The sequence below is a fragment of the Oceanimonas smirnovii ATCC BAA-899 genome (genome assembly GCF_000381965.1).
GTDB classification, from domain to species: domain Bacteria; phylum Pseudomonadota; class Gammaproteobacteria; order Enterobacterales; family Aeromonadaceae; genus Oceanimonas; species Oceanimonas smirnovii.
Window position 1 is genome coordinate 182,589 of the sequence record NZ_KB908458.1, and the last position, 26,274, is coordinate 208,862.

Here is a 26,274-nt window from a genome sequence, read left to right on the forward strand (position 1 = left end):
CTCAGAACAGTTCCTGCTCTTGTTCAAACAGTTTTTCCAGCTCCCGATCTACCCGCACCCGAATCTCGTGATCTACCTTCACATTTAAATTCACGGTAATGGGCTTGTCGGGAACCATGACTTCCACCCTGGGTGTGCAGGCACCCAGCAGCAACACTGCCAGCACCATAGCGGTTTGTTTCATTGTTCCTTACCCCCTTGCCACTGCGCCGGCAGCCGCTCACTGAGATCTTCGGCAAAGCGCAGGCTCTGCAGCAACTGTAACAGGTTTTCCTGATGGCGGTAATTGAAGTTAACCGGGTGCATTCGCTCGCCTACCGGAGCCCGGCCCTGCAACCGCGTCATGATCACCGCCTCACCGTCAACAGCCATGGTCATGTCGGCGCTAAGACGCTGGTAACGTAAATCTTCCAGCATGCCCAGGGTAAGCGCTAACGACATATTGTCTGCGGCAGAATCACGCAGCGCCTCACCGGCCTGATAAGACACCCAGCCGTTATGGCTCCAGAGACGACCGTTATGAACACTGACAGCACCATCAAATACAAAGGGCAGCCGGCCATGCAAACGGCCGTCACCGGTCAGTCCCGACACTGTGGTCAAATTCAGCAGGCTGGCCAGCGATACATCCTGAATATGCAGCTCGCCCTGTAAGTGAGCACTTAATGGCATTGGCGACAGTGCCAGCCGGCCTTCCAGCACATTGGCGGTAAGCCCTGACAGCCAGGGCCTGTTATTACGCCAGCTTAACGCAGCGTGAATATTAGTGACGGGCACACCGGTACTCAACGCCTCTATGGTCAGACCGCTGCCGGCATTCAGCCTCAGCCGTCCCTGCTGCCAGCGACCAGCGAGCTGGCCGCTCACGCCAGTGGCGCTCAGCTCTCCCCGGCTCAGCCGGCCATCTTCAAGCCGCGCCAGTAATATCAGCGGCTGAGCAGCACTCAGTACATTGGCTGATTGCAGCGCCAATACCAGTTGCCCTTGCTCCACGTCTACATCGGGCAGCGCCAGCCAGCGGTTCAGCCAGGCCAGGCCAGCGGCCAGCGACAACCTCTGTTCAGGCAGCTCAAGGGCCAGCCCCTGCTGCCAGCGCCAGTTAGCCTTTACTTGCAACTGCGGTGACAATATCAGTTCCGCGCTGCCGTGTTCATAACTGTTAAGCTGCAAAGCCAGCTGTGCCCGGGGCAGTGCCTGCTGTTGCCAGCGGCCGCCCTGCCAGCTCAGCTCCCACCGGCCAATACCGCCCAGGGGCAAAGCGGCCGCAGGCTGCAGCATCAGCTCGTCGAGCTGCAAGTGCTGCCAGTTGAGCCGGTTTATATGCAACCGTGAGCCGGGATCCCAAAACCAGCCATCCTCACCGGTATGCAGCTGTGCGTCCAGTTGCAGCCGGCCGCTCAGCGGGGCAGGCAACCCCGTCTCTGCATTCAACCGCAGCCCTTGCCCGGGCTGCCAGCTGCCCTGCATACTCACCGGCTGTTTCAGTGCCGGCAGTAGCAGGCTGCCGGGCAGGATACCGCGCCAGCGCCAGCCGCCCTGATCCGGCGTCAACACGATAGCAAGCGGGCTGCCTTCAGCCTGCCAGTCAATCATGATGTCGCCATTATGATGGCGCAACCTGGCCGGACCATTAAGGGTCCGGCCAGGTAAATGCAGCGTTAACTGATCAATGGCAAAATCGACCGGCGGCAGGGTCAGCAGCACAGAAAGGGCATCTCCTTCACCTTGTGCGCCGGTATTACCACTACGGGAACACCCCAGATCCAGACCCAGATATGCCAGCGTGCCGGTGACTTTACCATTGTGCCAGTGCAGCCTGAGTGAGTGAGCCTGTTCTTTAGGGCAGGCTGGTACTACTGCTCGTTCCATCTGCGCCGTCAGTTCAATGCCGGCGGGCAAAGCCGCCGCCGCAGGTAAACTCAGCAATAAAACCGGCAACAGCCATTTCATCATGCCAAACTCCTTGCACTACTCCGCTCAGCTCTTAAGCTAAATCCAGTAACAGGGGGAAACCGTAAATGGATAAATTGGTGCTTTGGGGCATTGTCGTGATTGCTTTTTTGGTGCTCGGAAGGCGGCTTTATCAGCGCTTTTATGATCATACTCAGCCTGAGCACAGCATCAGGGTTACGGTCAGTGGCAAGCATATAAAGCAGTTTATGGGGCGCACCTCCAAGGAGGAAACTGAACTGCCGGCTCAGCGACAACAGTTCTATGTCAGCTTCCGGGCGCGCCCGGGAGACCAGGAACAGGAATTTCAAGTAAGCGAGCATCTCTATGAGCAGCTGCTGCTGAACAGCACCGGCACCCTGGTGTTCCGGGGCCGGCGCTTTATTGCCTTTGAGCCCGACGACACTAGCCAGGATAGCGACTGAATACCGCTGTGTTGCCCTGTGCGTCAAAACTCAGTACTTCATAGGGGGTGCCGGGAATATCCATGCCCGGTGCACTCTGGGGCATGCCCGGAATGGTCAGGCCGCGATGCTCTGGCTGGTTCTGCAGCAGCTGCTTTACATCATGTGCCGGCACATGCCCTTCAATCACATAGCCACCAACCTGAGCGGTGTGGCAGGACGCCAAAGACGGTTTGACACCGGCCCGCACCTTCACCGATTCCATATAATTGGTGTCTACGCTGGTCACGTCAAAGCCGGACTCGCGCATGTGCTCTACCCAGTCTTCACAGCAGCCACAGGTAGGTGACTTGTATACGGTAACCGAAGGAAGTGCTGCAGGTGCTGCCAGCGCAGGCCCGGCCAGCAGCAGTGCCAGACTCATCAAGCTTTTTTTCATCATGCTTTCCTGTGTTGAATGACCCGCCACCAGACTAGCAAAGCTCGGTCTTCGGGTCGCCTGTTGTCGGTATTCAGACCGGCGTCAAACGGTTATGCTTACCACTTTATAAAGTATAACTCCGGAGCCAATATGTCTTATCTTGCCCTTAAGCATGCACACATGATGTTTGCCATTATCAGCATAGTGCTGTTTATGCTGAGAGCCTGGCTGGCGGTCCCCTCTCCCGCCCGCATCAACAACAAGCTGCTGAAGATTTTGCCTCATATCAACGACACCCTGCTGCTGATATTTGGCATCTGGCTGGCGGTCAGCCTTAAGTTCAACCCCCTTGAGAACAGCCCCTGGCTGGCAGCCAAAATTATTGGCCTGGTGCTCTACATCATAGTGGGCACCATTGCCATCAAACGCGGCAAAACCCGCGGCCAGCGCCTGATGGCTGCGCTCGCTTCCATTGCTATTTTTGCCTACATCTATGGTGCGGCAGTCACCAAATCACCACTGTCCTGGCTGGTGCTGTAACGCGCGTTGCCGGGGTTAACCGGAAACACCGGAAACGGCCCCGGCTTCAGCCAGCGCCAGCCTGCTTCCTGATACAGGGCATTGGCTGAGCGCGGATCCAGCATCAGTGCCGCCAGCGGCCCCAGGGGTTGATCCATGGGGACCAGCATATCTCCCAGCCCCAGCCTCAGCTCACCGGCTTCAGTACGCGCCTGTACCCGCCATTTTTCTCTGACACCCGGTTTTGCTCTGGGCTGTGGCTGCAGCGCCTCTATCAGGATGCGCTCGGCCCGGACGTCTTGGGGTGCCCGTAACGTCATAAAGCGAATATGATGCCGTTCAAGCCAGCGAGCCATTCGTTCACGTTCCCGTGTGATGGCATAGGCTGGCGGCAACAATACCTGCTCCCCGGCCACGATGGCGTTGTAATTAACAAACTCATGATAACGGCGCTCACCGCTGCTGAGTCTGACCAGTGGCAGCCTCACCTCGGGCTTGGCATGATTACGGGCAAAGTGCACATCCATGCTCAGGGAGCGATCCGCGCCGGCCGACTGCCACTGTGCTTGAGCTTGCCGCGACACCGCCATCAGCCGCTGGCTGTCGTCGGCCGCCAGCTGCAGCAGGCTTAGCAGGGCCAGATACTGCTTGCGAACCCGCTCGGCAATATTGCGCGGCGTGGCGTAACTGCCGCTTTTATTGTCCAGCCGGCTTTCCACCAGCACAGACACCCGCCCCTGCATGGCCGCATAGTTACGCAGATTGGTAATGCCCAGGCCACCCCGGGCCACCCGCTGCCCCAGCTGCGTAATTTCCCCCCGGTAGGCCTCGGCCCTGACGCCGGTTTCGCTGACCTTGCGGATCAGCGCCGGCAGCAGATAGCCGGCGGTATAATCCTGCAGGCGGGCATCGATATTAGGGTTGTTGCCCACCTCGAACTGCACTTCCACATCGGTAAGCCAGCCCTGCTGTCTGGTCAGCACCCGTTTCCAGATGCCCGACTCGTGCGCGTCGTATACCAGATCCGGATCAAAAGTATGCAGCGCATTCACCAGCAGCCGGGTTTCGCCGGCGTTCAGCGCCACATAGTCAATATTGGTGTTGTCGTTATTGGCATTGTGCCGACGGGATAAATCCCGGCCGTCGGGGTTGGCCATGGGCACCAGCACCAGATTCAGCCGCTCCAGCAAAACCTTATGCCGGCCCAGAGTCAGCTCCTGTGCCAGTTGCTGCACCGCTTCGGCACCGGCGGGTTCATTACCGTGCTGGGCCGCCAGCACCAGCACTGTGGCCTTGCCGGGCTCGGGCCGGTAATGCTGCAGAAAGGCCGGTGAAGAGGATATCAGCAGGGCATGAACCGGACGGCCGCCGGCAGAAGTGCCAATGTGAACCCTATGAGACCGATCGTTGTGTTCGGCCAGGGTAAACAGGTAGTGGTCAATGTCGCGGCTGTCGGGCAACGACAAATAATTTGCTTTCTTTAATGGCGTCAAGGGTTCCAATCCGGCCCAACCCTGATTTCCCCAGAGGAACAGCAGCAACCACAAAAGACGCATAGAAACCCCAAATAGTTATATAAATATCAAAAGGTTATAGTTCTAAAATCACATTGCAGCAAGCGCTGCAGAACGTCAGGAACAGACCGAAAAACAGCAACTGTGGAAAAATGGCGACACTCGCTCATGAAAAAGGTGCGTCAAAACTTGTCACACCCTGTGCCTAGGATACAATCATCCCAAGCAAGAGGGCATAACCATGAGTAAGAAACTGCTGAGACAACTGACCCTGGCGCGCTGTGTTCCCTACCGTCCATACAAGCTGACCGCACGCCAGCTGCAAGAAAAACTGGAAGAAGAAGGAATTCAGGTAAGCCTGCGGACCGTACAGCGGGATCTGGAAGAAATGTCGGGCATGGGCCTGTTTGATCTGACTTCCGATGATCGCAGCAAACCCCACGGCTGGTGTTTCGAACGCAATGGTTTGAACGACTTCGCCAACTTTATGCCGCTGGGCCTGGCCATGGCACTCAAGACCTGGAACGACCAGGCCGCCGACCTGCTGCCAGCCAGCGTGCTGACCGAACTGACGCCCATCATCGACAAGGCGACTCAGGTTATTAACGACAGCCAGAGCGAGCTCGCCGGTCGCTGGATGGAAAACGTGATACAGCTGCCCAAGCCCTTTGCCGGCAGTCCGGAAATGCGCCGCGCCACCACCATACGCGACGCCCTGTGGCGTGGCCGCAAGTTTACCGCCGAAATCAAGCGCCAGATCAAGGGCCGCACCGTGTGGCTGCGCTATGAGCAGGTTAACCCGCTGGGCATTGTCAGCCGCAAAGACGGCACCATGCTGCTGTGCACCATGACCGACATGGATCCGAAGATTTACGGCATTCCCTTTGAGCACATCAAGGATGTGGAGCTGACCAGCCGGCCGGTTACTCAGCCTCGTGAGTTCAGCACCCACAAACTGGTGCGGGAAAAAGGCTATCAGGAAGAGGCAGAAACCATTCGTTTTGTTGGCCGCATTGCCAACTCGGGCCGCCCGCTGCTGGAAGACACCATTCCGGGTCACAATCCGCGTTTGACCCGTTATGACAAGCAGAGCATGATGGTAGAAACCGATGTGAAAGATTCGCCCGAATTCCGGCGATGGCTCACCGATATGGCCGGCAAGGTAGAAATACTGGCCCCGGAATCACTGAAGTCCGCCAAATAAAGGCACCCACACCGATGATAAGGGCTGACTGGTTCAGCCCTTTGTTTTTTCACGGAGACCAGGATGGATCAGATCCTTTTTGAGCCCGCCGAACCCGACTGCGACACCATTCGCATCAGCGTAGTGGGTGTGGGCGGCTGTGGCGGCAACACCGTCAACCTGCTGGCCGATCATCAGTTACCGGCCCATGTCAGCACCATGGCCATGAACACAGATGCCAAGGCCCTGCAACAAAGCCGGGTAGAAATTCTGCAGCTGGGTCGTGAGCTGACCCGGGGTCTGGGTGCCGGTGCCGAAGCGGAAACCGGCCGCAAAGCCGCCGAGGAAAGTGAAGACGAGATCCGCGCCCGTCTGCAAGGCGCGGATCTGTGCTTTATTACCGCCGGCATGGGCGGTGGCACCGGCACCGGTGCCGCTCCTGTAGTGGCGCGCCTGGCCCGGGAAATGAACATAATGACGGTGGCCATCGTTACCCGTCCCTTTGGCTTTGAAGGCAAAAAGCGCGCTCAGGCGGCGGAACACGGCCTGGAAACCCTGGCCGAGCATACCGACGCCCTGCTGGTATTGCCCAATGACTATCTGCTGCGGGTACTGGGTGCCCGCACGCCACTGCTGAAGGCGTTTTCTGAGAGCAGCAAGGTCATTCAGAATGCCGTACGTGGCCTGGCCGACATCATCGGTCAGACCGGCCTGATTAACATCGACTTTGCCGATGTGCGCACCATTATGAGCCAGCAGGGCAAGGCAGTAATGGGCATTGGCCTGGCCAGTGGTGAAAACAAGGTGGAAGAAGCCACCCTGCAGGCCCTGAACAATCCGCTGCTGGAAAAAGTAGAGCTGGAGCGCGCCCGGGGCGTGCTGCTCAATGTGGTCGCCTCAGCGGATATCGGGCTGGATGATTTTCAGAAAATCGGTGATCGCGTAGCCGAAAGTGTGGGCGAAGAAGCCACTGTGGTGTCGGGTATTACCCTGGATCCGGACTTAACCGACAGCATTCAGGTCACCATGATCGCCACCGGTATTCAGCCGCCAAAAGAAACCATAGCGCCGGTGCAGCAACCTCAGCATCAGCCCGGCCAGCCAGCAGAACAGCCGCTGCAGGAAGGTCTGGATATTCCGGCGTTTCTGCGCCAGCGCCAGCAATAATTTCAGGTACAAAAAAAGGCCGACGCAATGCACCGGCCTTTTTTAATGCTCAAACCCGGACTCAGCCAAACACGTTCAGGCACCAGGTAATGGCCGGAATGGCCACGATATCGATCAGTACGGCACCACACAAAGGCGCCACAATAAAGGCCTTGTGGGAGAAAACCCGATAACGATCGCACACAGCACCCATATTGGCCACCGCATTGGGAGTGGCACCCAGACCATGCCCCACAAAGCCGGCACAAAGCACGGCAGCATCATAGTTACGGCCCATCAGCCGGAACATCACAAAGTAGGCCAGCAGAATAATGGCCAGGGTCTGCACCGCCAGAATGATCATCAGGGTTGCGCCCAAATCCGCCAGCTGCCACAGCTTCAGCGACATCATCGCCATGGTCAGAAAAATACCCAGACAAAAATCCCCCACCAGGGTATTGGCACTGTCGGAAATGGGCAGCAGACGTATCAGCTCATTGAGATTACGAATTATGATAGCCACAAACATGGCACCCACATAGGAGGGCAGAATCACATCAAAATGGGCGCGCAGGTTATCACTCAGCCACAGCCCCACCACCATGGTGCACAATACCAGGGTGACGCTTTTCAGCAGCAGGGTACCGGTGACGGTTTCCCGGCCGGGCTTTTCGGCCTCTTTCAGCGCTTCCAGCTCGTGTACCTGCTCCGCCTCAATGGCCACCTTGTGGCGCTTGATCAGCAGACGGGCCACAGGCGCACCCAGCAGACCGCCGGCGACCATACCAAAGGTAGCCGCCGCCAGCGCGGCCGTAGTGGCGCCGGTTACCCCCAGCGCCTCGGCCTCGGGACCAAAAGCGGCGGCAGCGCCAAAGCCGCCTTCCAGTGATACGGCACCGGCCATCAGACCCAGCAGCGGATGCTCGCCCAATACAGATGCCATACTGATGCCAATGGTGTTCTGCAAAATGGCCAGCACCCAGCAGGCCACCAGATACACCCCCAGCACCTTGCCGCCTTTTTTCAGCAGTGCCAGGCTGCCGCCCAGACCTACGGTGGCAAAAAATGCAATCATCAGCGGGCTTTGCAGTGCCAGATCAAACCTGAACTCCACCTGTGCCCAGTCCCGGGCCAGCCAGGCAAATACCGCAAAACCAAAACCACCAATCACAGGTGCCGGCACGCACAGCTGATGCAGCACCGGAATACGGCGTTGCAGATACATACCCAGCATCAGCAACAGCGCCGCCAGCGTGGTGGTGGTCATTACATCGAAGGTCATTACATTCATAACATATCCCTATTGATACAGCTTTCAGGGGCCTGCTGATCAGCCGGCAAGGCGGGCCAGCAGGCGGGCGGCCACACGGGCCGTGAGTGACTGGTGATCACGGGACGGATTCAGCTCGGCAATATCCGCCATCATCACCTTGTTGCTGGCAAGAATGCGGTCGAGCGCCGCCTCCAGCAGACCCATATCCATGCCCCGCACCGCCGGCGCACTCACGCCCGGTGCCAGGCTGGCAGGTAAGACATCCAGACAAATCGTCAGATAAATCACATCGGCTTCAGCCAGTGCCATATCTACCGCATCAAACAGCGGTATCGGATTCCAGCTGAGCAGCTGCTCATCGTGGACAATGCGGGTATTGAGCTCGGCCGCACGCTCAAACAGCGCCGCCGTGTTATGGCACCGGCTGACACCAATGCAGGTGTAGTGAAACGCCGTATTCAGCTGCTCACACAAGTGGGCACACTGGTTAAAAGGAGTACCGGAGCTGGGCCGGGCGGAACGACGCAAATCCAGATGAGCATCAAAATTGATAATACCCACTTTGGGCAAGGTACCCTGCGCCTGCAGGTGCTGCATCAGACCGCTGAAGCTGCCAAAGGCAATTTCATGTCCCCCGCCCAGGCCTACCACCTTGTGACCTTCATTCAGCAGACGGGCCACCTGTTCGGCGTAAATCGCCTGGGCACTCTCCAGCTCATCTTCATGACAAATAACATCACCGCCGTCATAGACAGGACGGCTGCCATGCCAGGACAGATTGGCAGCAGCACAACGCAACGCCCTCGGACCGGCAGCAGCACCCGGGTTACCCTGATTCCGGCGCACACCGGCATCGCTGCAAAAGCCAAGCAACGCCACCCCGGTCGGCGCATTACCAAACAACGACTGCACCTGCTGATGCCAGCGCAGTGCCAGCGGGCCTTCGTCGGTATCGGTCCGGCCTTGCCAGACATTCATATCAGCCGTTTTGTAGGTGGTTTGCTTCATGATTGACTCCTGCTTTTTATATTAATAACTCATGGCACCCAGACGCTGGGCCGCCTCACAGGTCCAGCGAATCCACTGACCGGCCAGGGTGCCCACCCGCTCAGCGGGTGCCATCAGGCTGATGCCGCCCAGCAGGTGATCCCGGCCGCTTAATACCGGTGCGCTGACTCCCCAGATAGTCGAATCCAGCTCACCTTCTGATACGGCGTATCCCTGCTCTCGCACCCTGGCCAGCTCTGCCAGCATGAGGTCCTGTTCGGCATCATCCAGGCTCGCCAGTACACTATTGCGCAGCGTGTTGCCGGCAAAAGCCAGCAGCACTTTGGCACTGGCTCCCCGCCGCAATGGCTGAGACTGGCCTTTCTGATAGCAGCAGCGCAGCGCCTGGGAGCTGTCGATCATCTCCACACACAGAGCCCGGTGGCCGGACAGCATCATCAGGGCGGCACTCTCACCGGTACGCACCGCCAGTTCACTGAGTAACGGCCGGGCCCAGGTGAGCATACTGTTGTGCTGTTCAAAGCCCGCTGCCAGCTGCACCGCCATGGGGCCGGGAGCGTAATAGCCGCTTTGCCGTTCCTGCACCAGTGACCAGCGCGACAAGGTGCTCAGGTAACGATACACACTGGAAAGAGGCAGGCCGGTCTGCTCTGCCAGTGTTTTGGCGGTCAGGGGTTCGGCAGCCACTGCCAGCGCTGACAACAACGCAAATGTTTTATCCTGGGAGGGTGTTTTTTCAGCCATTGGGTTCTCCTGAAGAGCGCGACCTTCGCTCGAAAAGCGACCTGTGTAAAATCAGATTCTCAAAATATGAGAAATAATGCTTATTTAAGCAGGTTAATTCCGCACATATGAAAAAATAAAACAGCTGTACCGATCCGGACAAAGCGTGGCAGGAGAGCAACAAAACAGACGAAAAAAAGGGCAGGCCGAACGGCCTGCCCTGATATGAAGAAATTCAGCTGATTCTTCGGGTCACCAACCCGAAAAACTGAAGCTTCGAAAGCAATCTAGGGTCTCGAAAAGCATTTAATCGCTAAAAAGACGCGCTTCCCAGCATTGCCTTTCCAATGTTTGACCTTGCTCGCGTTATTACTTTCGCGCTCCGTGAAAGCGTGAAGACACTCACATCACGGCATGATATCCACCCATACCAGCCGGTGATCCGAGCCAAGACTGCGCCGGGCCGGCCTGCCATTGCTCCGCCAGAACCAGCCCGTCTCGTCTTGCTCCGGTGCTGGCCAGTGAACCCCGCTGGCCAGCGCCTTGAGCCGGACAGACGGCAACACATAATCCAGCCGCAGGCCATTAACATGGGTCCATAACCGGGCCGGCCCCCGGCGAGGCTCAAAGGGCCGCAGCCGGCGCGCCCCTTGTGATGCCGGCTGCAACCGGCCCCGGCTGACCTCCTGATTAAGCCCCGGATCTGCCAGCAATGAACGAATGGCCCGGCGAAAACCGTTACCATCCTTGGGATCCGCGTTCAGATCTCCCAGAATCACAAAGTCGGCACCGGCTTCAAGACCACCCCGGCTGCCTTTATCATCCACCAGATAATCCGCCCTGCCCGGGCGAATATAATCATGCCAGAGCCGAAGTTCATCGTGATTACGGCAGCTGTTGCGCCGCTCCGGGCCTTCATCAATGGGCGGAGCCGGATGACTGGCCAGCAAATGCAGCCGCCGCCCGTGCGGCAGGCACACCGGCAGATCGATATGGTTTTTGGAAGACAGCGGTAAAAACGCCAGCACGTCAGGCGGATAGTAGGACTGGCCGTTCAGCGCCGGCAATCGAGCAGAAGGCATATCTTTCCATAAAAACCGGCGAAAACTGCGCAACTTGTCAGTATCCAGCGGAAAACGGGATAATACCGCGAAACCGTACTGACCATGAAAGGCACCGAAACCAAGCCCGTCTTGCGGCAACACAGGGGCATCACTGCCATTTAATGCTTTTGGTCCGGTCAGTCCGGTGTTGACCGGTGCCAGAAAATAATAAGGGTAATCCATGCCCTGCTCACCGGCGGCAAGATATTTCCGGGCAAAAGTAATGAGATGATCGGCCTGCCGCGCCTCGCCATCGTGATCAAATTCATTCAGCAGCAAAATATCAGGTCGCACCTGCTGTACCATGGCCGCCAGGTTGTGCAGCTGAACACTGCCGGCTCCGGCTATCTCGTCAGCCAGCGCACCGGAAAAACTGCGATCCAGCGCCACATTAAAGCTGGCAATTCGTAATTTTTGCACGGGAGTTATTGCCTTTAGCGTTCAAAATGTCATCATTTTGTATTCAATGTTTTCAGGGAAGAAAACCATGTTTGGCACACTGGCTGCAACCTCGGCCTCGCTGTTTGCGCTGCTTTATTTGCTGCGCCGGCGGCAGGAAAGCTTCTGTATCACCATTCGCAATGATCATCTTAAAGTAAAGCGCGGACAGCCGCCTTCATATCTGCTTCATCACTGCCATCAGCTGGCTACCGATGCTCAAACCCTCAGAGGCACCATAAGGGGCATGAACAAGGGTGGCAGAGTGGTATTAACCTGCTCCCGCAGCATTCCGGCGTCTTACCGGCAGGATATTCATCTGTTCTGGCAGAAGCAGTCGCACCAGACTGAACCTTGAGGAGCATGATGAGTCTCACCCTTGACTTGTATTCTGTTTCCCGCTTTGCTGGATATATTCTTTCTCAAGAGACTCAACCATGAAAAAACTTAGTCCGCTTCTGTTGTGTGTGCTGCTGGCCGCCTGTGCCGGCAAGCCCGACTCAGACACCGCTGCCAACACCGAGAGCAAAAAACAGACACCTCAAACTAGTGAGCAACAACCACCGCAGGGGCCCGTTACTCCCAAAGGTGAGTTTGCCCGGATTGATGTCAGCCGTTCTCAGCAGGCCATGGATGATATTGCTGCCGGCAAGGCAGATACCATTAACACCATTTTGCAAGACCCCAACAGCTATGCACCGCCGGTACTGTATCTGATGTCGGCCATTATGTTTGACAACGATTATGAAGATCAGGGCACTTTCTGGTATTACGTGGCACAGCTGCGCGCCCGCAGCGACGCCAACAAATCCGGTGATAACACCACTCATGCCGCTGTGAGCCAGCTGAACAAACAGTTTGGCGTGCGTATTGGTCCGCATTCCATGGGCAACCCAGACCGGCTGCAGGCCATTGTGAACCAGGTGCTGCAATGGGACAGCGAACAAACCCGTGACTATGACCCGCGCTGGATTGCTCTGCAGGGCCGGGATGTGGCCACCGAGACCACCATCGACTTTGCTCCCGAGGCCAAATGGCAGGAAATTAACGCCCTTACCCGTAATCAGTATCGTCAGGGCCTGGAGCAGGCACTGGCTGAAATACGCGAAAAGCAGGCCGAACAAGCCAAATAAACCCTGCCTCCCATTAATGCTATCCCGGTCTTTACCGGGATATTTTATTTTGGCACCTTTGCAGTACTAAAAGGTCATACCAATCTGCCCGGGTGGCGGGTAACTGGTTGCACGGAGAATCATGGTTTATGAGTACACCCCCTTCATCTTCGGTTCCGGTCTGGGACTGGTCCATTCGTTTGTTTCACTGGAGTATGCCGGTATTAATGGCGCTGCTGTGGTATTACGCCGGTGAAGACATGGACAAGCACATGTTGTTTGCCCAAATCCTGATAAGCCTGGTGTTATATAGAGTGATCTGGGGCTTTATAGGCACTCCCTATGCCCGCTTCAGCCACTTTGTGTATCACCCCCGCCATATTGTGGCCTATCTGCGCGCCAGCCTGACACCACAAAAGCCCGTTTACCTGAGCCACAACCCCATGGGCGGCATTATGGTACTGGTGCTGCTGGGTGGTTTGCTGCTGCAGGCAGGTACGGGCCTGTTTGCCACCGATGATATTTTCTATACCGGCCCGCTTTACGACTACGTTACCGGTGACACTGCCGAGCAGATGACCCGCTGGCACAAACGCTGGTTTTACTGGGGCATACTGGTATTGGTGGGGCTGCATGTGTGTGCTGTGCTGCTTTACCGGTTACGCGGTGAAAATCTGGTGGGCCCCATGATCACCGGCCGCAAACAGGCACCGGCAGAGCGGGTGGCCGACCGGCTGCCCGGGCATACCGGCTTTCCGTGGCTACGCTTTATCATTGCTGCCATCATTGCCTGGGGTGCCGTTGAGGCGCTGTTCAGACTGTAATAACAACAACGCCGGGGCAGGCCCCGGCGTTGTTATATCTGCAATATAAGTTTAGTCTTTGCGGTAATTATCGTGGCAACCCTTACAGGTTTTGAAAAGAGCACCGGCGGCCTTGCGGGCATCAGCCTGATCAAAGCCTTCCTCACCGGACACCTTAACCAGATTCTGCAGCGCATCGCCAAAGTCCTTGCCCTTGGCCTGCATGCCTTCCATATCGTCCCAGGCTTTGTCCAGCAGGTTGCTTGACTCTACGCCGCGGGTTTCAGGAAAGTAGGTTTCACCCAGCAGACCCGCCGCCTGGCTCAGGTTAAGGGCACGCTGGTGCAGAGCAGCAGCATCAAAGTCGATTTCACCCTTGGCCATACCACCAATCACGCCCGCCTGAGCAGACATCACCTGATACAGGGACTGACGATATTTAACGGCATCTTCCGGCTTGAACAGATCAGCCTGGGCAGAAACAGAGGCGGCAAACAGGCCGGTACTCAGAATGAGTGCTTTCTTCAACATGGCTTTGCTCCTTGGGGGTTGGGTAGTGCTCAAAAGGCACCATTTTTAATTAGAGAGCCACGATATATCACCCACCAGCAGGGATCTAGCTTAAAAACGGGAAAACGCGCGGCATGCCGCAAACACACCCGGCTGCGCTGGCGGCAGCATAACAAGCCGTTTTTATTTGGCTTTGGGTGTTTGCGTGCACTGCGCCAGCAACTGAACAAAAAAGTCACTGCCCTTGCGCCGGGCAAAGTGAATATTACGCTCGGGAATGGATTCGGGATCATCGTAGTCTGCCAGTGCCGCTTCAATGCTGGCTTCACGAATCAGGTGCAGAGTGGGATAGGGTGAGCGGTTGGTGTAGTTGGCGGCGTCATCCTGGGGTTCGCCGTCAAAACAGTAGTCGGGGTGAAAACTGGCCAGCTGATATTTACCTTCATAACCCTGCTCAAACAGCAGCTCATCCGCCAGGTCAACCAGATCCAGATAGGCGTAAAAGCCCTCAAAACCCCGGGGCAGGATCACCAGAGTGGTTTCTGTTTCCGGCTGCTCGTCCAGCAGCCGGCATTCCGCCAGCAGCGCCTGCAGCACCTCTTTCGGCTTGTGCTCTTCCACCACCACATAGCGAATGCTGGCCCGCTCCACCTCCCGCCGGGCAAAGGGGCACAGGTTGTATTTCATGATCACCTGCTTCACCCAGTTTTCAGTGTGCTCTATATACTGCTGTTGTTCCGGCATGACTCGTTTCCCTGTTGGTTGTATTAGCACCGGCCACCATCATAACCGATAGCGTTGCCACGGCGGTTAACTGCTACTCCCAGCGCGCCCACCACAGCAGCACCGGCAGCGTCAGATTCAGCAGCACCGTCAGCCAGAAGATGATGCGAAACGACGCCTTGCGGGTTTTATGACGCAGCCAATATTGCCCCAGCCAGGCACCGGGCCAGCCGCCCAGCAATGCCAGCATATGCAGAGTGCGCTCGGGCACCCGCCAGTTACCATGAATAGCGGCGCGCTTGTCCCACCAGTACACCCCAAGCGTGATCAGACTGAGCAGCAGGTACCAGAGCGCCAGCCCCAGATAAACCTTGATCATGCCGGTTGCTCCTCTTGTTTCTGCTGCAGCCGCCACAGCTGGGCATAAAGGCCGTCTGCGGCCAGCAACTGCTCGTGGCTGCCCTGCTCGGCGATGCGGCCGTCCTGCATCACCAGAATATGGTCGGCGTCCACTATGGTGGACAGCCGGTGGGCGATCACCAGGCTGCTCTGGCCCCGGGACACCTCGCGAATGGCCTGCAATATGCTGCGCTCGGAGCGGCTGTCGAGGGACGAGGTGGCCTCGTCAAACACCAGAATGGGCGGCCGCTTTAAAATGGTGCGGGCAATGGCCACCCGCTGTTTTTCGCCGCCACTCAGTTTAAGACCTCGCTCCCCCACCAGAGTGGCGCTGCCTTCCGGCAACTTGGCAATAAACTCATCGAGGTGAGCCAGGCGAATGGCCTCGTTCACCTCGTCCTCGCTGGCGTCGATGCGGCCATAACGAATGTTGTCGTAAATAGAGGCGTTAAACAGCACCGTATCTTGCGGCACTATGCCGATAGCCCGGCGCAGGGACGCCTGACTCACTCGCCGTATGTCCTGGCCGTCGATAAGAATGGCGCCCTCGCCCACCTCGTAAAACCGAAACAGCAGCTTGACCAGGGTGGACTTGCCCGAGCCGCTGGCCCCCACCACTGCCAGCTTCTGTTGTGGCCTCAGGGTAAAGCTGAGATCATGCAGAATTTGCCGGTCGGGGCGGTAACCAAAACTGACGTGGCGAAACTCGATTTCGCCCCGGCTGACTTCAAGCTCAGGCGCGTTATCCGCGTCGGTAATTTGCGGCTGGCGGCGCAGCAGCGCAAACATACGCTCAATGTTGGCCAGTGACCCCTTCATCTCCCGGTACACAAAGCCAAGAAAATTGAGCGGCAGAAACAGCTGCATCATAAAGGCGTTGATCAGCACAAAGTCGCCCAGGGTCATGGTGCCCGCCACCACTTGCTGGCCGGCCAGTATCATCATGGCGGTCATGGCCACGGCAATGATCAGCGCCTGCCCGCCGTTCAGCGCAAACAGGCTGAGCCGGTTATTGCGCCGGGCCTGCTCCCACTCGGCCAGATCGTCGTCGTACCGGCCCGCCTCGTACTGCTCGTTGTTGAAGTATTTGACCGTTTCAAAGTTGAGCAGGCTGTCCACCGCCCGGCTGTGGGTTTGCGAGTCGGCCTTGTTGGCGGCGCGCACATAGCGGGTGCGCCAGTCGGTGGCCACCACCGACCAAGCCACATACACCACCACGGCCCCAAGAGTAATCAGCGCAAACCACACCGAGTAGTTGATCAGCAGCAGCGCCGTAACCAGGCCAATTTCCAGCAGAGTGGGCACAATATTGAACACCATAAAGCGCAGCAAGAAGCCCACCCCGGTCACGCCCCGCTCTATATCGCGGGACAGGCCGCCGGTGCTGCGGTTAAGGTGAAAATCCAACTCCAGCCGGTGCAGGTGATTAAACACGCTCAGGCCAATACGGCGCATGGCCCGCTCGGTGACCCGGCCAAACAGGGCGTCGCGAATTTCCCCAAACAGCACATTGGCAAAGCGCACCGTGCCGTAGGCCAGCAACAGCCCAAGGGGCAGCGACACTACCGTGCTTACGGCGGTGTCCATGCCATCCACTATGTGCTTGAGAATAAAGGGCAGGCCCACGCTGGCCAGCTTGGCTGCCACCAGGCACAACAGCGCCAAGGCAATGCGGCCCTTCCAGGCCAGCAGGTAAGGAACCAGGGTTTTCAGGGTACGGACATTGATGGTGGCGTCATCCATATCCGGGTGGTACGAGCCTCGGCGCATATCTTAGTCGGGTAAGTGAGCAATGGGGCCTAGTTTACATGGGATTGAAGTGACTGAAAGAAAGCAAAGGTTTCGCATGAACCTGGCAGCACCATATTATAAGCTGGTGCTTTGGTGTGAGTGGGAGAGAAGCCGATGGAACAGCTACCGCAAAAGTGCATTTATCGTCTTCAGCTGAGTGCTGAGGGCGGTCTCAGGCCATTACAGGATCAGCAGGCCACCACGGCGGCACCGGTGTGGCTGCATCTGGACTACGAGCAGCCCGAGAGCGCTGGCTGGCTGCGAAAAACGGAGCTGATCAGCGAGGCCGCCCGCGAGGCATTGCTGGGCCAGAGCAGCCGGCCCAAGCTGGTGCGCCAGGGCGACAACCTGCTGCTTACCCTGCGCGGCATTAACCATAACCAGGGCAACAGCCCGGAAGAAATGGTCGCCCTGCGCATCTACATCACGCCCTCGCTCATTATCAGCAGCCGGCACCGGCCGCTGCTGTCGGAGCAGGATGTGTATGAGCAACTGGCCAATACCGGCGAACCCGTCACTCTTGGGGACTGGCTGGTGGAAATATGCGACGCCCTCACCGACCGGGCCGGCGAGTTTGTGGAAGACCTGCACGACCATATTCTGGAGCTGGAAGAGCAGATACTGATGCGTGAGCTGCCCACTAACAGCCGGCTGGGCCGCATTCGCAAACAGATGATTTTGGTACGACGTTATCTTTCTCCCCAGCGGGATCTGATCGCCCGGCTGGCCAGCGAAAAAATCGGCTGGCTCAACGACGATGATCGCCGCCGCCTGCTCGACATTGCCGACCGCCTGCGGCGGTGGTTGGACGACCTCGACGCCGGCCTGGCGCGCACCGCCGTGCTGGCGGACGAAGTCAATAACCTGATGACCGAGGCTACTAATCACCGTGCCTATCAGATGTCGATTATGGCGCTGATGTTTTTGCCCGCCAGTTTTCTCACCGGCCTGTTCGGTATTAACCTGGGAGGCATGCCCGGTGCCGACAGCCCCGCTGCCTTCTGGATTTTCTGTATCAGCCTGCTGGCGCTGGGTGGCGGCCTGGGGTTCTGGCTGCACCGCAACCGCTGGTGGTGAAGCATTTTTGCCAGCCAGCAGGTCTGTTTGTAGCACTGCCGAACGTTAAAGGATGCCCGTTATGAAACGACTGATCGGAACTCTGTGTACTGCCCTGTTCTGCTCTGCGGCGACCGCTGCAGAGCCTGACACCACCGCCCTTTATGAGCACCAGCTGCCCCGGCTGCATGCCGACACCATGCTGGATATGCGCCAGTTTGCCGGTCAGCCTATGCTGGTGGTGAACACCGCCAGCCACTGTGGCTTTACCGGCCAGTTTGAAGGGCTGGAGGCGCTGCATCAGCAATATAAGGATAAAGGCCTGAAGGTGGTGGGCTTTCCGTCCAACGATTTTAATCAGGAAGCCAAAAGCGAGGAAGAAGCCGCCAGAGTCTGCTTTCAGAACTTTGGCGTTACCTTTGATATGGCCGCCCCCATTGGCGTGAAAGGCGACTCGGCTCATCCCATTTTCAAGGAAATTACCCGCCAGAGCGGTAAGCAGCCCCGCTGGAATTTTTATAAATTCGTGATCGACAAAGACGGCCGGGTCACCGAGGTGTTTTCCAGCATTACCGGCCCCGAGAGCAAGCGTCTGAAGTCGGCAATTGAGCAGGTGCTGTAGGAAGCATAATGCGAAGCATCGGCAGGGTTACCTACGCCGACACGCTTCGAGCCCATCCTAAAGACAGACAAAAAAGGGAGCACAGTGTGCTCCCTTGTTATTTGCTTAAGGCTTATGCCGCCAGCGGCGTGATGCGCACCTGAGCAATGCGGAAGTCTTCCACTTCCGTTACCTCAAAGCGCAGATCTTCATGTTCAAACACGGCACCAGCTTCCGGTAGTTGTCCTGCCAGCGCCAGCAGCAGGCCGGCCAGGGTGGCGTATTCATCTTCAGGATCCACCAGACCCCGGCGAGACAGCACCTGCTCCAGATAGTGCAGATCGGTACTCCCCTTTACCAGCCAGCCACTGTCTTCGGTAATGATTTCCGGGTCTTCGTCTTCATCCAGAAACTCACCCACTATGGCTTCCAGCAGATCGTGAGGCGTGACCAGGCCCTGTACGGTACCAAACTCATCGTTTACCAGCACCATATGGCCACGGGCATCGCGCAGCACGTTAAGCAGGCGGATAACGCTGATGCTGTCGGGCACAATAATGGGCACACTGCCTTCTGCCAGCTCAGCCAGGTTTTTACCGGCCTTCAGGCCGGCCATCAGATCCTTGGCCCGCACCACCCCCAGCAGATTATCCAGCTCGCCGTCGCACACCGGAAACTGGCTGTGAGAAGACGCCATCAGCTCTGCCACCTGCTCTTCCCGGGTGTCGTTAATGTCCAGCCACACTATGTCGGAGCGAGGCGTCATCACGGTGCGAATGGAACGCTCAGCCAAAGACAGCACACCGCTTATCATATTGCGCTCTTCGTCCACAAAGCCCTGCTGTTCAATTTGCTGGGGGGTTTCTTCCGTCTCGTCTTCGGTTTTGTCCTTGCCGCCCATCAGCCGGAATATGGCATCAGTAGTGCGTTCACGCAGCGGCCGGTGAGACTCCTGGCGCACTTTGTTGCGCTGGGCCAGCTGGTTAAAGAACTCAATCAGAATCGAGAAACCAATGGCAGCATACAAATAGCCTTTGGGAATATGGAAGCCAAAGCCTTCCGCCACCAGACTGAAGCCAATCATCAGCAGGAAGCTCAGACACAGCACCACTACCGTGGGATGAGCGTTCACAAAGTCGGTCAGGGATTTGGACGCCGCCAGCATCACCGCCATGGCCACCACAACGGCAATCATCATCACTGCCAGGTTATCCACCATGCCCACAGCGGTAATAATGGAGTCGAGCGAGAACACCGCATCCAGCACCAGGATCTGGGCAATCACCACGCCAAAGCCGGCGTAAACATTGCTCTTTACCTCTTCGTGCATGCTGCCTTCCAGCCGCTCGTGCAGCTCTGAAGTGGCCTTGAACAGCAAAAACAGACCTCCGGCCATCAGAATGAGATCCCGTCCCGAGAAGCTGAAGCTGCCCAGAGTGACCAGCGGCGTGGTCAGCGTTACCAGCCAGGACACCACACTCAGCAAGCCCAGACGCATGACCATTGCCAGGGTCAGGCCAATAACCCGGGCTTTTTCGCGCTGATGAGGCGGCAGTTTTTTGACCAGAATGGCAATAAATACCAGGTTGTCGATACCCAGTACAATTTCAAGAATAACCAGTGTCAGCAAGCCCGCCCACACAGACGGATCCATCAGGAATTCCATGTTTTACCTCGTAGCAGAGAAGGTGGTAGTGCGGTTCAGCAAACAGCGCGCGTCATACCGGCAAAGTCAGTATAGCCATGACGGCGGCAGGGTCGGAGTAAAATGGCGAGTGCCAAAAACAGCGGAGAAAAGTGGGAAAAAGAATGTGAAACAGTGTGGTGCAAGCAACTTCGCGAGCAGTCCATATTATATACCGGCGTTTGACCGGACCTCTTGGTTAAAATGAGCGCACATCATAATCTGAAAAAAACTGCAGGCAAGATTATTTTTTTATGGCCTTGCCGGCGGCCGTGATGCTGCTCACAACCGCCGTCTGATATTACACCCTAAAGTGTCTGACCTGCTCCTGCAGCTGCTCAGCCAGCCGGGCCAGACCGCTGCTGGAATCGCGGGTTTGATCCGTGCCTGTGTTCACCTGCTGGGTAATGTCGTTAATATTGGTAATATTGCGGTTAATTTCTTCCGCCACCGCCGACTGCTGCTCGGCGGCGCTGGCAATGCTGGCGTTCATATCCCGTATACGAGCCACTGCGGCGGTGATCTTTTCCAGCGCCATACGCGCATCCTGTGCCGACTGCACGCTGTCATAGGCCTGGTTGCGGCCGGTTTGCATCACGGCAATGGCATTACGTGCGCCGTCCTGCAACTGAGTGATCATGGCATGAATTTCGGCAGTGGAGTTTTGGGTGCGGCTGGCCAGGTTGCGCACTTCGTCGGCCACCACAGCAAAGCCCCTGCCCTGCTCGCCGGCACGGGCGGCTTCAATGGCAGCGTTCAGCGCCAGCAGGTTGGTTTGATCGGCAATATCACGAATCACACTCAGCACCGAGCTGATTTGCTCGCTGTGATCCCCTACCTGCTCCATGGCCTGAGCGGCTTTTTCTACCTCGCTGGCCAGCTGCTCTATGCTGCGGCCGGTATGCTCCACCACTTTGTTGCCTTCTTCGGTGGCATCATCCACCTGCAAAGCAGCATCCGATGCCGACAAGGCGCTCTGCGCCACTTCCTGCACGGTGGCGGTCATTTCATTCATGGCAGTAGCTACCTGCTCGGTTTCGGTGTGCTGTCGTTGCACTGAGCCCGCCGACTGCTCGGTGATCTGTGCCAGCTGTTCGGCAGCGGCAGTAACCTCAAAGGTAGATGCTGTCACTTCCTTTACCAGCCGGTGCACCTTGTCTACAAATACGTTCACGCTGGCGGCCATGGCAGTCAGCTCGTCGTTACCGCTCAGCTCCAGCCGGCGGGTCAAATCACCGTCACCGTCCGCCAGCTCGTTGATCATGCGCTGAGTCAGCCCCAGCCGCTGGTGCAGGCTGCGGGAAATACCCAGATTAATGACCAGTACCACCAGCACCGCGAGCGCACCGGCAATCAGGCCGCGCATGTAAGTGTTATCTACCTGCTGTTGCATGTGATCACGAATGAGCAGGGCCTCTTGATGCTCGCTCGCCATCAGGCTATCCAGTTCAACCCGAATGGCACGCCAGGCCGGGTTTTCAGTGCGTGCCAGCAAACGGGCGGCCGCTTCCTGACGGCCATTGGCTGCCATGGCCAGCACTTGCCGGCGGCTGTCACTTACGGTTTGCCAGTGTTCGGCAATAATGGCCATGCTGGCCCGGGTGAGTTCACTGGCACCGGCACCGCTGGTTAAAAACGCCATATCACGCTCAAACCCGGCCTGGGCCTCGGCCACGACTTCGTCGGCCATGGCCAGCGACGCATTAAAAATTTTATTACGACTGGCAATGCCTGCCAGCAGGCCATTGCCATACATGCGGTTTAACGCATCCAGCCGGGGCTGGCTGACTTCCAGAAAATCAACGAAGGTATCGCGCACCTGCTGCACACCATACAGCGTCATGCCCAGAGCACTGCCTATCAGCAGCAGCGTCAGCACAACCGAGGCAAACAGTTTGGCCCGAATAGTGGATAATGAAAACATGGCAATCCCGCCTGAGTCTGTTAGTTATTCTGAGGCTATGATGCCGTTAAAACGACTTGGTTAATTTGATTTAGTCGACCCTTTAACTGTTTTTTGAGTAAGAAGGAAAGTAAATGGCCACATTACTGCTGAATGCCGATATGGGAGAAAGTTTTGGTACCTGGACCATGGGTCAGGACGAGGCAGTAATGCCCTTTGTGGATCTGGCCAATGTGGCCTGCGGCTTTCACGCCGCCGACCCCGACACCATGCGCCGCACCGTGCAGCTGGCCAACGCGCATGGGGTGAAAGTGGGCGCGCACCCCGCCTACCCCGACATGGTGGGTTTTGGCCGCCGCTCGCTGGCGGCATCCCCTGCCGAAGTGGAGAACATGGTGCTTTATCAGCTGGGCGCCCTGCATGGCATTTGTGTGGCAGAGGGTGCGCAAGTGCACTACCTCAAACCCCACGGCGCGCTTTATAACGACATGATGAAAGAAGAAGCAGTGCTGGCGGCCATTATGCGGGCAGTGGCTGCCTTTAACCCTACCCTGCCGCTGATGCTGATGGCCACCGCAAATCCGCAGCCAGCGCAGGAACTGGCCGAACAACACGGCATCACTTTATGGTTTGAAGCCTTTGCCGATCGTGCCTATGATGCCGCCGGCTTTCTGGTGCCCCGCAGTCAGCCCGGTGCCGTGCATCACGCCCCCGGGGTGATTGTGGAGCAGGCCCGGCGCATTGCCGCCGGCGAGCCCCTTGCCGCCATTGATGGCAGCCCGCTCAGACTTACCGCCCATACCTTGTGCGTGCACGGTGACAATCCAGAGTCCATTGCCGCCGTGGCAGCTATTCGCCGCATGCTGGACAGCATGGCATGAACCCCGGGCTGGAAAATGCCGGTCTCGACGCCTGGCTGGTGCGGCTGTTCGATCATATCGACGACGCCAATATGAACTGGATTGCGGCGCTGATACAGGACTGCGAACGGGTCTTTGGTAAGCATCTGCTGGATCTGGTGCCGTCTTACACCACTTTGCTGGTGCAGTTTGACCCGCTCACGCTTGATCACGGTGAGGCCCGCCACCTGTTGCAGCAGGTGCTGGCTGACCTCACACCGCTGCAAGATAACGCAACAGCCCCGGTAAAAACCCTGCCAGTCTGGTATCACCCCAGCGTGGGCCCGGATTTGGCCCGTTTGGAGCAACATACCGGCCTGAGCATACAACACATTATTGAGCTGCACAGCAGCCACACCTACCGGGTGTTTGCCCTGGGCTTTGCGCCCGGCTTTGCCTTTATGGGCACCCTGCCCGCCGAGCTGGAAACACCCCGTCTTGCCAGCCCGCGCGCAAAGGTGCCCGCCGGCAGTGTGGCCCTGGCCGGCCGCCAGACCGCCGTCTACCCTAGCGCCACCCCAGGCGGCTGGAACCTGCTGGGACGTACGCCCATCAGGCTGTTTGACCCCGCCAGCCGCAGTCTGAGCCTGCTGCGAGTGGGCGACAGAGTACGCTTTGAGCCGGTAAGCCGCGCCGAGTTTGAACGGCTGGGGGGCGATATGACCCCTATGGAGGCATTATGAGTCTGCTGATAGCAAAGCCCGGTCCGCTCAGCACACTGCAGGACGCCGGCCGCGTTGGTGTGCGTCATCTGGGGGTAGCTCAGGGCGGGCCTGCCGATATGCACGCCTGGGCCTGGGCCAACTGGCTGGTGGGCAATAGCTGGGGTGCCACGGCGCTGGAAATCACCCTTGGGGGATTAACCCTTATTGCCCGGCAACCCTGCCGGCTGGCGTTGTGTGGTGCTCAGTTACAGGCACGGGTAAATGACAGGCCGCAGCCAAACTGGCAGTCGTTTACCCTGCAACCCGGCGATACCCTTGCTCTTGGCATGGCACGCAGCGGAGTGCGTGGTTATCTGGCGGTAGCCGGTGGCTTTATTGCCGGGTCTGTGTTGGGCAGCACCGCCTGCGTAGTGCGCGACGGTCTGGGCGGCCACAAGGGCGATGGCAGTCCGCTGGCCGCCGGCGACGAACTGATGTTTGATGCCAACGCGCAGGAAAATACGTTAACTCGTGGCCTTCCCGCTCAAGAAAAGCCTGATTACCAGGACGAGCCGGTGCTGGCGCTGATCCCCGGTGCCCAGTTTCGTCATTTTGAGGATCACAGCCTGATCGAAACATTGAACCGGCCCTGGACCGTGGATCCTCACTCGGATCGCATGGGGATCCGGATTCAAGGATCTGTTTTGCAGTGCAACATGACATCATTGATTTCAGAAGGGCTGACTCTGGGTGCGGTGCAGGTCCCCCCGGACGGCCAGCCCATCATACTGCTGAACGACCGTCAAACTATTGGCGGTTATCCGCGCCTCGGCACCCTCACGCCCCTGGCCTGCGCTCGCCTGGCCCAGTGCCGGCCCGGGCAGACTCTGCGGTTATGCACCATCACCGCCAGTGAAGCACAGCGGGAGTACCGGGCATTCCGGGCGCAATTTTAGGCACAAAAAAGCCCGCTTTATATCGCGGGCTTTTTATTAGCTCAGGGCTGGCTTTCAGTCGACCTTATCGAAGTTCTTGTTTTCAATAAACTCAAGGGACATAAAGCTTTCCAGTGAGTCGTCCTTGATATCCAGCCAGGTGCCCGGCAGACGGGTAGCCATGGTGCCGGTCACGGTGGAGCGATAGCACTTTTCGCGGAAGTTCATAATGCCTTCCTGCTTGTGCTGCTGCCATTCCTTGAGCAGGGCTGCCTGCTCTTCCACCTTAAACTCGGGATAGTCGGTGGGGCCGAGCAGATCGCGAATATAGCTGGCCTGGAAATCAATGGAGTCACAGCAGCCACCCAGCCGCTCGTGGCGCGTCAGCCAGCTGTCCATATCTTTACGGCGCTGATCAGCCTCGGGCAAGGTGATCTTGCCCATGATCACGTCGCGGGCATACCAGGCCTGGGCGTCGAACATGTTGAAGGTGAAATACTGATCCTGCATGCCCAGATAAATCATCTTCGGGTTGTTCTGGAAGAAAATGCCCTTGTACAGGTTGTCCGGGTACAGGCAGTTATGAGTCTGCAGACGCAGTGCATCCGGCAGGAACGGGAAATGGAACAGATAGCCGGTGCACATAATAATGGCATCGAACTCTTTGGTAGAGCCATCGGCAAAATAGCCGGTGCTGCCATCAAAATGAGACAGCAGCGGACGTTCTTCCATGCCCTCGGGCCAGTCAAAACCCAGCGGATTGCTGCGATAACTGATGGTTACCGATTTAGCACCGTACTTATAGCACTGGGAGCCGATGTCTTCCGCTGAATAGCTGGCACCTACCAGCAGTACGTTCTTGTCTTTAAATTCCAGCGCGTCACGGAAGTCATGGGCATGCAGTACCCGGCCCGGAAACTGCTCTACACCCTCAAAGTAAGGCATGTTGGGGGTGGAGAAGTGACCGGTGGCCACCACCACATAGTCAAATTCGTCGCTTTCCTGCTGACCGGTCTTGTGGTTCATCACGGTCACGGTGAACTTGCCGGTAGCATCGTCATGGCTGACCCAGCGAACCGGGCATTCAAAACGGATGTATTTAGAAATGGCCTGCTTGTCGATACGACCCATGATGTAGTCTTTCAGCACGGCACGCGGCGGATAGGAAGGAATGGCACGGCCGAAGTGCTCGTCAAACGAGTAGTCGGCAAATTCCAGACACTCTTTCGGGCCGTTGGACCACAAATACCGATACATGCTGCCATGAACTGGCTCGCCATTTTTATCTAAACCCGTGCGCCATGTGTAGTTCCACATGCCACCGATGTCACTTTGCTTTTCAAAACAAACGATTTCTGGCAGATCCTGAACCCCTGCCTTGCGAGCTGCTTCAAACGCTCTCAACTGTGCCAGACCACTGGGACCGGCGCCCAAAATCGCGATTCTTTGCTTGCTCACAATCAACTCCTTCTACTGCAAAAACCTTGCCATACTAAAGGAACTGACTGCTGAGTTACAGTTTTTTGTATAAA

At 57.4% G+C, this 26,274-nt stretch carries 27 protein-coding genes; 12 read left to right on the plus strand and 15 right to left on the minus strand.

The window, feature by feature from the left end:
* Position 1 precedes the first annotated feature (1 nt).
* Together G364_RS0107740 and G364_RS0107745 are read right to left on the minus strand one after the other, a co-directional pair.
* Positions 2-184 carry a YnbE family lipoprotein gene (locus G364_RS0107740; RefSeq protein WP_019934576.1) on the minus strand — a complete coding sequence of 61 codons (183 nt, stop codon included), beginning with the start codon at positions 182-184 and terminating at the stop codon, positions 2-4.
* Positions 181-1,953, minus strand: a complete 1,773-nt coding sequence (locus G364_RS0107745) for an intermembrane phospholipid transport YdbH family protein (RefSeq protein ID WP_019934577.1) — start codon at positions 1,951-1,953, stop codon at positions 181-183. The genes G364_RS0107740 and G364_RS0107745 overlap by 4 nt, the downstream gene beginning before the upstream one ends.
* Before the next feature lie 65 nt (positions 1,954-2,018).
* Here G364_RS0107745 and G364_RS0107750 point away from each other — a divergent pair, with 65 nt between their 5' ends.
* Positions 2,019-2,375 (plus strand): DUF2500 domain-containing protein, encoded by a 357-nt coding sequence (locus G364_RS0107750; protein WP_019934578.1) that lies wholly within the window; start codon positions 2,019-2,021, stop codon positions 2,373-2,375.
* Here the strand turns inward: G364_RS0107750 and G364_RS0107755 are convergent.
* A complete protein-coding gene (locus G364_RS0107755) occupies positions 2,356-2,793 on the minus strand; it encodes a DUF411 domain-containing protein (RefSeq protein ID WP_019934579.1) in 438 nt (145 codons plus the stop codon). The genes G364_RS0107750 and G364_RS0107755 overlap by 20 nt on opposite strands.
* Before the next feature lie 132 nt (positions 2,794-2,925).
* Here G364_RS0107755 and G364_RS0107760 point away from each other — a divergent pair, with 132 nt between their 5' ends.
* A complete protein-coding gene (locus G364_RS0107760) occupies positions 2,926-3,315 on the plus strand; it encodes a SirB2 family protein (RefSeq protein WP_019934580.1) in 390 nt (129 codons plus the stop codon).
* On the opposite strand, the gene G364_RS0107765 is transcribed toward G364_RS0107760, so the two are convergent.
* Positions 3,267-4,787, minus strand: a complete 1,521-nt coding sequence (locus tag G364_RS0107765; protein ID WP_245541396.1) for a M14 family zinc carboxypeptidase — start codon at positions 4,785-4,787, stop codon at positions 3,267-3,269. The genes G364_RS0107760 and G364_RS0107765 overlap by 49 nt on opposite strands.
* A 262-nt stretch (positions 4,788-5,049) precedes the next feature.
* Between G364_RS0107765 and G364_RS0107770 the strand changes: the two genes are divergently transcribed.
* Positions 5,050-6,012 (plus strand): helix-turn-helix transcriptional regulator, encoded by a 963-nt coding sequence (locus G364_RS0107770; RefSeq protein ID WP_019934582.1) that lies wholly within the window; start codon positions 5,050-5,052, stop codon positions 6,010-6,012.
* A 63-nt stretch (positions 6,013-6,075) separates the two neighbouring features.
* Positions 6,076-7,158 carry a cell division protein FtsZ gene (gene ftsZ, locus G364_RS16445; RefSeq protein ID WP_019934583.1) on the plus strand — a complete coding sequence of 361 codons (1,083 nt, stop codon included), beginning with the start codon at positions 6,076-6,078 and terminating at the stop codon, positions 7,156-7,158.
* 61 nt (positions 7,159-7,219) lie between these two features.
* On the opposite strand, the gene gltS is transcribed toward ftsZ, so the two are convergent.
* From gltS to G364_RS0107795, 4 genes are all read right to left on the minus strand, one after another.
* A complete protein-coding gene (gene gltS / locus G364_RS0107780) occupies positions 7,220-8,428 on the minus strand; it encodes a sodium/glutamate symporter (protein ID WP_019934584.1) in 1,209 nt (402 codons plus the stop codon).
* Positions 8,429-8,467: 39 nt separating this feature from the next.
* Positions 8,468-9,418 carry a formimidoylglutamase gene (gene hutG / locus G364_RS0107785; RefSeq protein WP_019934585.1) on the minus strand — a complete coding sequence of 317 codons (951 nt, stop codon included), beginning with the start codon at positions 9,416-9,418 and terminating at the stop codon, positions 8,468-8,470.
* A gap of 21 nt (positions 9,419-9,439) precedes the next feature.
* Positions 9,440-10,162 carry an IclR family transcriptional regulator gene (locus tag G364_RS0107790; protein ID WP_019934586.1) on the minus strand — a complete coding sequence of 241 codons (723 nt, stop codon included), beginning with the start codon at positions 10,160-10,162 and terminating at the stop codon, positions 9,440-9,442.
* Between the two features lie 386 nt (positions 10,163-10,548).
* Positions 10,549-11,664 (minus strand): endonuclease/exonuclease/phosphatase family protein, encoded by a 1,116-nt coding sequence (locus G364_RS0107795; RefSeq protein WP_019934587.1) that lies wholly within the window; start codon positions 11,662-11,664, stop codon positions 10,549-10,551.
* 67 nt (positions 11,665-11,731) lie between these two features.
* On the opposite strand from G364_RS0107795, the gene G364_RS0107800 reads away from it, so the two are divergent.
* From G364_RS0107800 to G364_RS0107810, 3 genes are all read left to right on the plus strand, one after another.
* A complete protein-coding gene (locus G364_RS0107800) occupies positions 11,732-12,040 on the plus strand; it encodes a DUF3634 family protein (protein ID WP_019934588.1) in 309 nt (102 codons plus the stop codon).
* A 79-nt stretch (positions 12,041-12,119) separates the two neighbouring features.
* A complete protein-coding gene (locus G364_RS0107805; RefSeq protein WP_019934589.1) occupies positions 12,120-12,815 on the plus strand; it encodes a hypothetical protein in 696 nt (231 codons plus the stop codon).
* 128 nt (positions 12,816-12,943) lie between these two features.
* A complete protein-coding gene (locus tag G364_RS0107810) occupies positions 12,944-13,618 on the plus strand; it encodes a cytochrome b/b6 domain-containing protein (protein WP_026344772.1) in 675 nt (224 codons plus the stop codon).
* Positions 13,619-13,669: 51 nt separating this feature from the next.
* Here G364_RS0107810 and G364_RS0107815 read toward each other — a convergent pair whose 3' ends face one another.
* The 4 genes from G364_RS0107815 to G364_RS0107830 form a co-directional block, all read right to left on the minus strand.
* Positions 13,670-14,128, minus strand: coding sequence for a c-type cytochrome (locus G364_RS0107815; protein WP_019934591.1), 459 nt, complete (start codon positions 14,126-14,128; stop codon positions 13,670-13,672).
* 162 nt (positions 14,129-14,290) lie between these two features.
* Entirely contained in the window at positions 14,291-14,851 is a 561-nt protein-coding gene (locus G364_RS0107820; RefSeq protein WP_019934592.1) for a DUF1415 domain-containing protein, read from the minus strand.
* Between the two features lie 73 nt (positions 14,852-14,924).
* Complete coding sequence (locus G364_RS0107825; RefSeq protein WP_019934593.1) at positions 14,925-15,209, minus strand: DUF1294 domain-containing protein; 285 nt, start codon at positions 15,207-15,209, stop codon at positions 14,925-14,927.
* Complete coding sequence (locus tag G364_RS0107830; protein ID WP_051089268.1) at positions 15,206-16,999, minus strand: ABCB family ABC transporter ATP-binding protein/permease; 1,794 nt, start codon at positions 16,997-16,999, stop codon at positions 15,206-15,208. The genes G364_RS0107825 and G364_RS0107830 overlap by 4 nt, the downstream gene beginning before the upstream one ends.
* Before the next feature lie 135 nt (positions 17,000-17,134).
* Between G364_RS0107830 and zntB the strand changes: the two genes are divergently transcribed.
* Together zntB and G364_RS0107840 are read left to right on the plus strand one after the other, a co-directional pair.
* Positions 17,135-18,097: a zinc transporter ZntB gene (zntB, locus tag G364_RS0107835; RefSeq protein ID WP_019934595.1), complete on the plus strand. Its 963-nt coding sequence runs from the start codon at positions 17,135-17,137 to the stop codon at positions 18,095-18,097.
* A 61-nt stretch (positions 18,098-18,158) separates the two neighbouring features.
* Positions 18,159-18,698, plus strand: coding sequence for a glutathione peroxidase (locus tag G364_RS0107840; protein ID WP_019934596.1), 540 nt, complete (start codon positions 18,159-18,161; stop codon positions 18,696-18,698).
* A 112-nt stretch (positions 18,699-18,810) separates the two neighbouring features.
* Here G364_RS0107840 and G364_RS0107845 read toward each other — a convergent pair whose 3' ends face one another.
* Positions 18,811-20,343, minus strand: coding sequence for a TerC family protein (locus tag G364_RS0107845; RefSeq protein WP_026344774.1), 1,533 nt, complete (start codon positions 20,341-20,343; stop codon positions 18,811-18,813).
* Between the two features lie 319 nt (positions 20,344-20,662).
* Positions 20,663-22,285: a methyl-accepting chemotaxis protein gene (locus G364_RS0107855; protein ID WP_019934599.1), complete on the minus strand. Its 1,623-nt coding sequence runs from the start codon at positions 22,283-22,285 to the stop codon at positions 20,663-20,665.
* Positions 22,286-22,398: 113 nt separating this feature from the next.
* On the opposite strand from G364_RS0107855, the gene G364_RS0107860 reads away from it, so the two are divergent.
* Genes G364_RS0107860 through G364_RS0107870 form a run of 3 tightly spaced genes read left to right on the plus strand, consistent with a single transcriptional unit; the run spans position 22,399 to position 24,763 of the window.
* Positions 22,399-23,145, plus strand: a complete 747-nt coding sequence (locus G364_RS0107860; protein WP_019934600.1) for a 5-oxoprolinase subunit PxpA — start codon at positions 22,399-22,401, stop codon at positions 23,143-23,145.
* Entirely contained in the window at positions 23,142-23,846 is a 705-nt protein-coding gene (gene pxpB, locus G364_RS0107865) for a 5-oxoprolinase subunit PxpB (protein WP_019934601.1), read from the plus strand. Before G364_RS0107860 ends, pxpB begins: the two co-directional genes overlap by 4 nt.
* Positions 23,843-24,763 (plus strand): 5-oxoprolinase subunit C family protein, encoded by a 921-nt coding sequence (locus tag G364_RS0107870; RefSeq protein ID WP_019934602.1) that lies wholly within the window; start codon positions 23,843-23,845, stop codon positions 24,761-24,763. Before pxpB ends, G364_RS0107870 begins: the two co-directional genes overlap by 4 nt.
* A gap of 54 nt (positions 24,764-24,817) precedes the next feature.
* On the opposite strand, the gene G364_RS0107875 is transcribed toward G364_RS0107870, so the two are convergent.
* Positions 24,818-26,200, minus strand: a complete 1,383-nt coding sequence (locus G364_RS0107875; RefSeq protein ID WP_019934603.1) for an NAD(P)-binding domain-containing protein — start codon at positions 26,198-26,200, stop codon at positions 24,818-24,820.
* Positions 26,201-26,274 lie beyond the last annotated feature (74 nt).

Coding starts and splice junctions, on each gene's coding strand:
- G364_RS0107740 (WP_019934576.1), bottom strand. CDS start 184: ATGAAACAAACCGCTATGGTGCTGGCAGTGTTGCTGCTGGGTGCCTGC.
- G364_RS0107745 (WP_019934577.1), bottom strand. CDS start 1,953: ATGATGAAATGGCTGTTGCCGGTTTTATTGCTGAGTTTACCTGCGGCG.
- G364_RS0107750 (WP_019934578.1), top strand. CDS start 2,019: ATGGATAAATTGGTGCTTTGGGGCATTGTCGTGATTGCTTTTTTGGTG.
- G364_RS0107755 (WP_019934579.1), bottom strand. CDS start 2,793: ATGAAAAAAAGCTTGATGAGTCTGGCACTGCTGCTGGCCGGGCCTGCG.
- G364_RS0107760 (WP_019934580.1), top strand. CDS start 2,926: ATGTCTTATCTTGCCCTTAAGCATGCACACATGATGTTTGCCATTATC.
- G364_RS0107770 (WP_019934582.1), top strand. CDS start 5,050: ATGAGTAAGAAACTGCTGAGACAACTGACCCTGGCGCGCTGTGTTCCC.
- ftsZ (WP_019934583.1), top strand. CDS start 6,076: ATGGATCAGATCCTTTTTGAGCCCGCCGAACCCGACTGCGACACCATT.
- gltS (WP_019934584.1), bottom strand. CDS start 8,428: ATGAATGTAATGACCTTCGATGTAATGACCACCACCACGCTGGCGGCG.
- hutG (WP_019934585.1), bottom strand. CDS start 9,418: ATGAAGCAAACCACCTACAAAACGGCTGATATGAATGTCTGGCAAGGC.
- G364_RS0107790 (WP_019934586.1), bottom strand. CDS start 10,162: ATGGCTGAAAAAACACCCTCCCAGGATAAAACATTTGCGTTGTTGTCA.
- G364_RS0107800 (WP_019934588.1), top strand. CDS start 11,732: ATGTTTGGCACACTGGCTGCAACCTCGGCCTCGCTGTTTGCGCTGCTT.
- G364_RS0107805 (WP_019934589.1), top strand. CDS start 12,120: ATGAAAAAACTTAGTCCGCTTCTGTTGTGTGTGCTGCTGGCCGCCTGT.
- G364_RS0107810 (WP_026344772.1), top strand. CDS start 12,944: ATGAGTACACCCCCTTCATCTTCGGTTCCGGTCTGGGACTGGTCCATT.
- G364_RS0107815 (WP_019934591.1), bottom strand. CDS start 14,128: ATGTTGAAGAAAGCACTCATTCTGAGTACCGGCCTGTTTGCCGCCTCT.
- G364_RS0107820 (WP_019934592.1), bottom strand. CDS start 14,851: ATGCCGGAACAACAGCAGTATATAGAGCACACTGAAAACTGGGTGAAG.
- G364_RS0107825 (WP_019934593.1), bottom strand. CDS start 15,209: ATGATCAAGGTTTATCTGGGGCTGGCGCTCTGGTACCTGCTGCTCAGT.
- G364_RS0107830 (WP_051089268.1), bottom strand. CDS start 16,999: ATGCGCCGAGGCTCGTACCACCCGGATATGGATGACGCCACCATCAAT.
- zntB (WP_019934595.1), top strand. CDS start 17,135: ATGGAACAGCTACCGCAAAAGTGCATTTATCGTCTTCAGCTGAGTGCT.
- G364_RS0107840 (WP_019934596.1), top strand. CDS start 18,159: ATGAAACGACTGATCGGAACTCTGTGTACTGCCCTGTTCTGCTCTGCG.
- G364_RS0107845 (WP_026344774.1), bottom strand. CDS start 20,343: ATGGAATTCCTGATGGATCCGTCTGTGTGGGCGGGCTTGCTGACACTG.
- G364_RS0107855 (WP_019934599.1), bottom strand. CDS start 22,285: ATGTTTTCATTATCCACTATTCGGGCCAAACTGTTTGCCTCGGTTGTG.
- G364_RS0107860 (WP_019934600.1), top strand. CDS start 22,399: ATGGCCACATTACTGCTGAATGCCGATATGGGAGAAAGTTTTGGTACC.
- pxpB (WP_019934601.1), top strand. CDS start 23,142: ATGAACCCCGGGCTGGAAAATGCCGGTCTCGACGCCTGGCTGGTGCGG.
- G364_RS0107870 (WP_019934602.1), top strand. CDS start 23,843: ATGAGTCTGCTGATAGCAAAGCCCGGTCCGCTCAGCACACTGCAGGAC.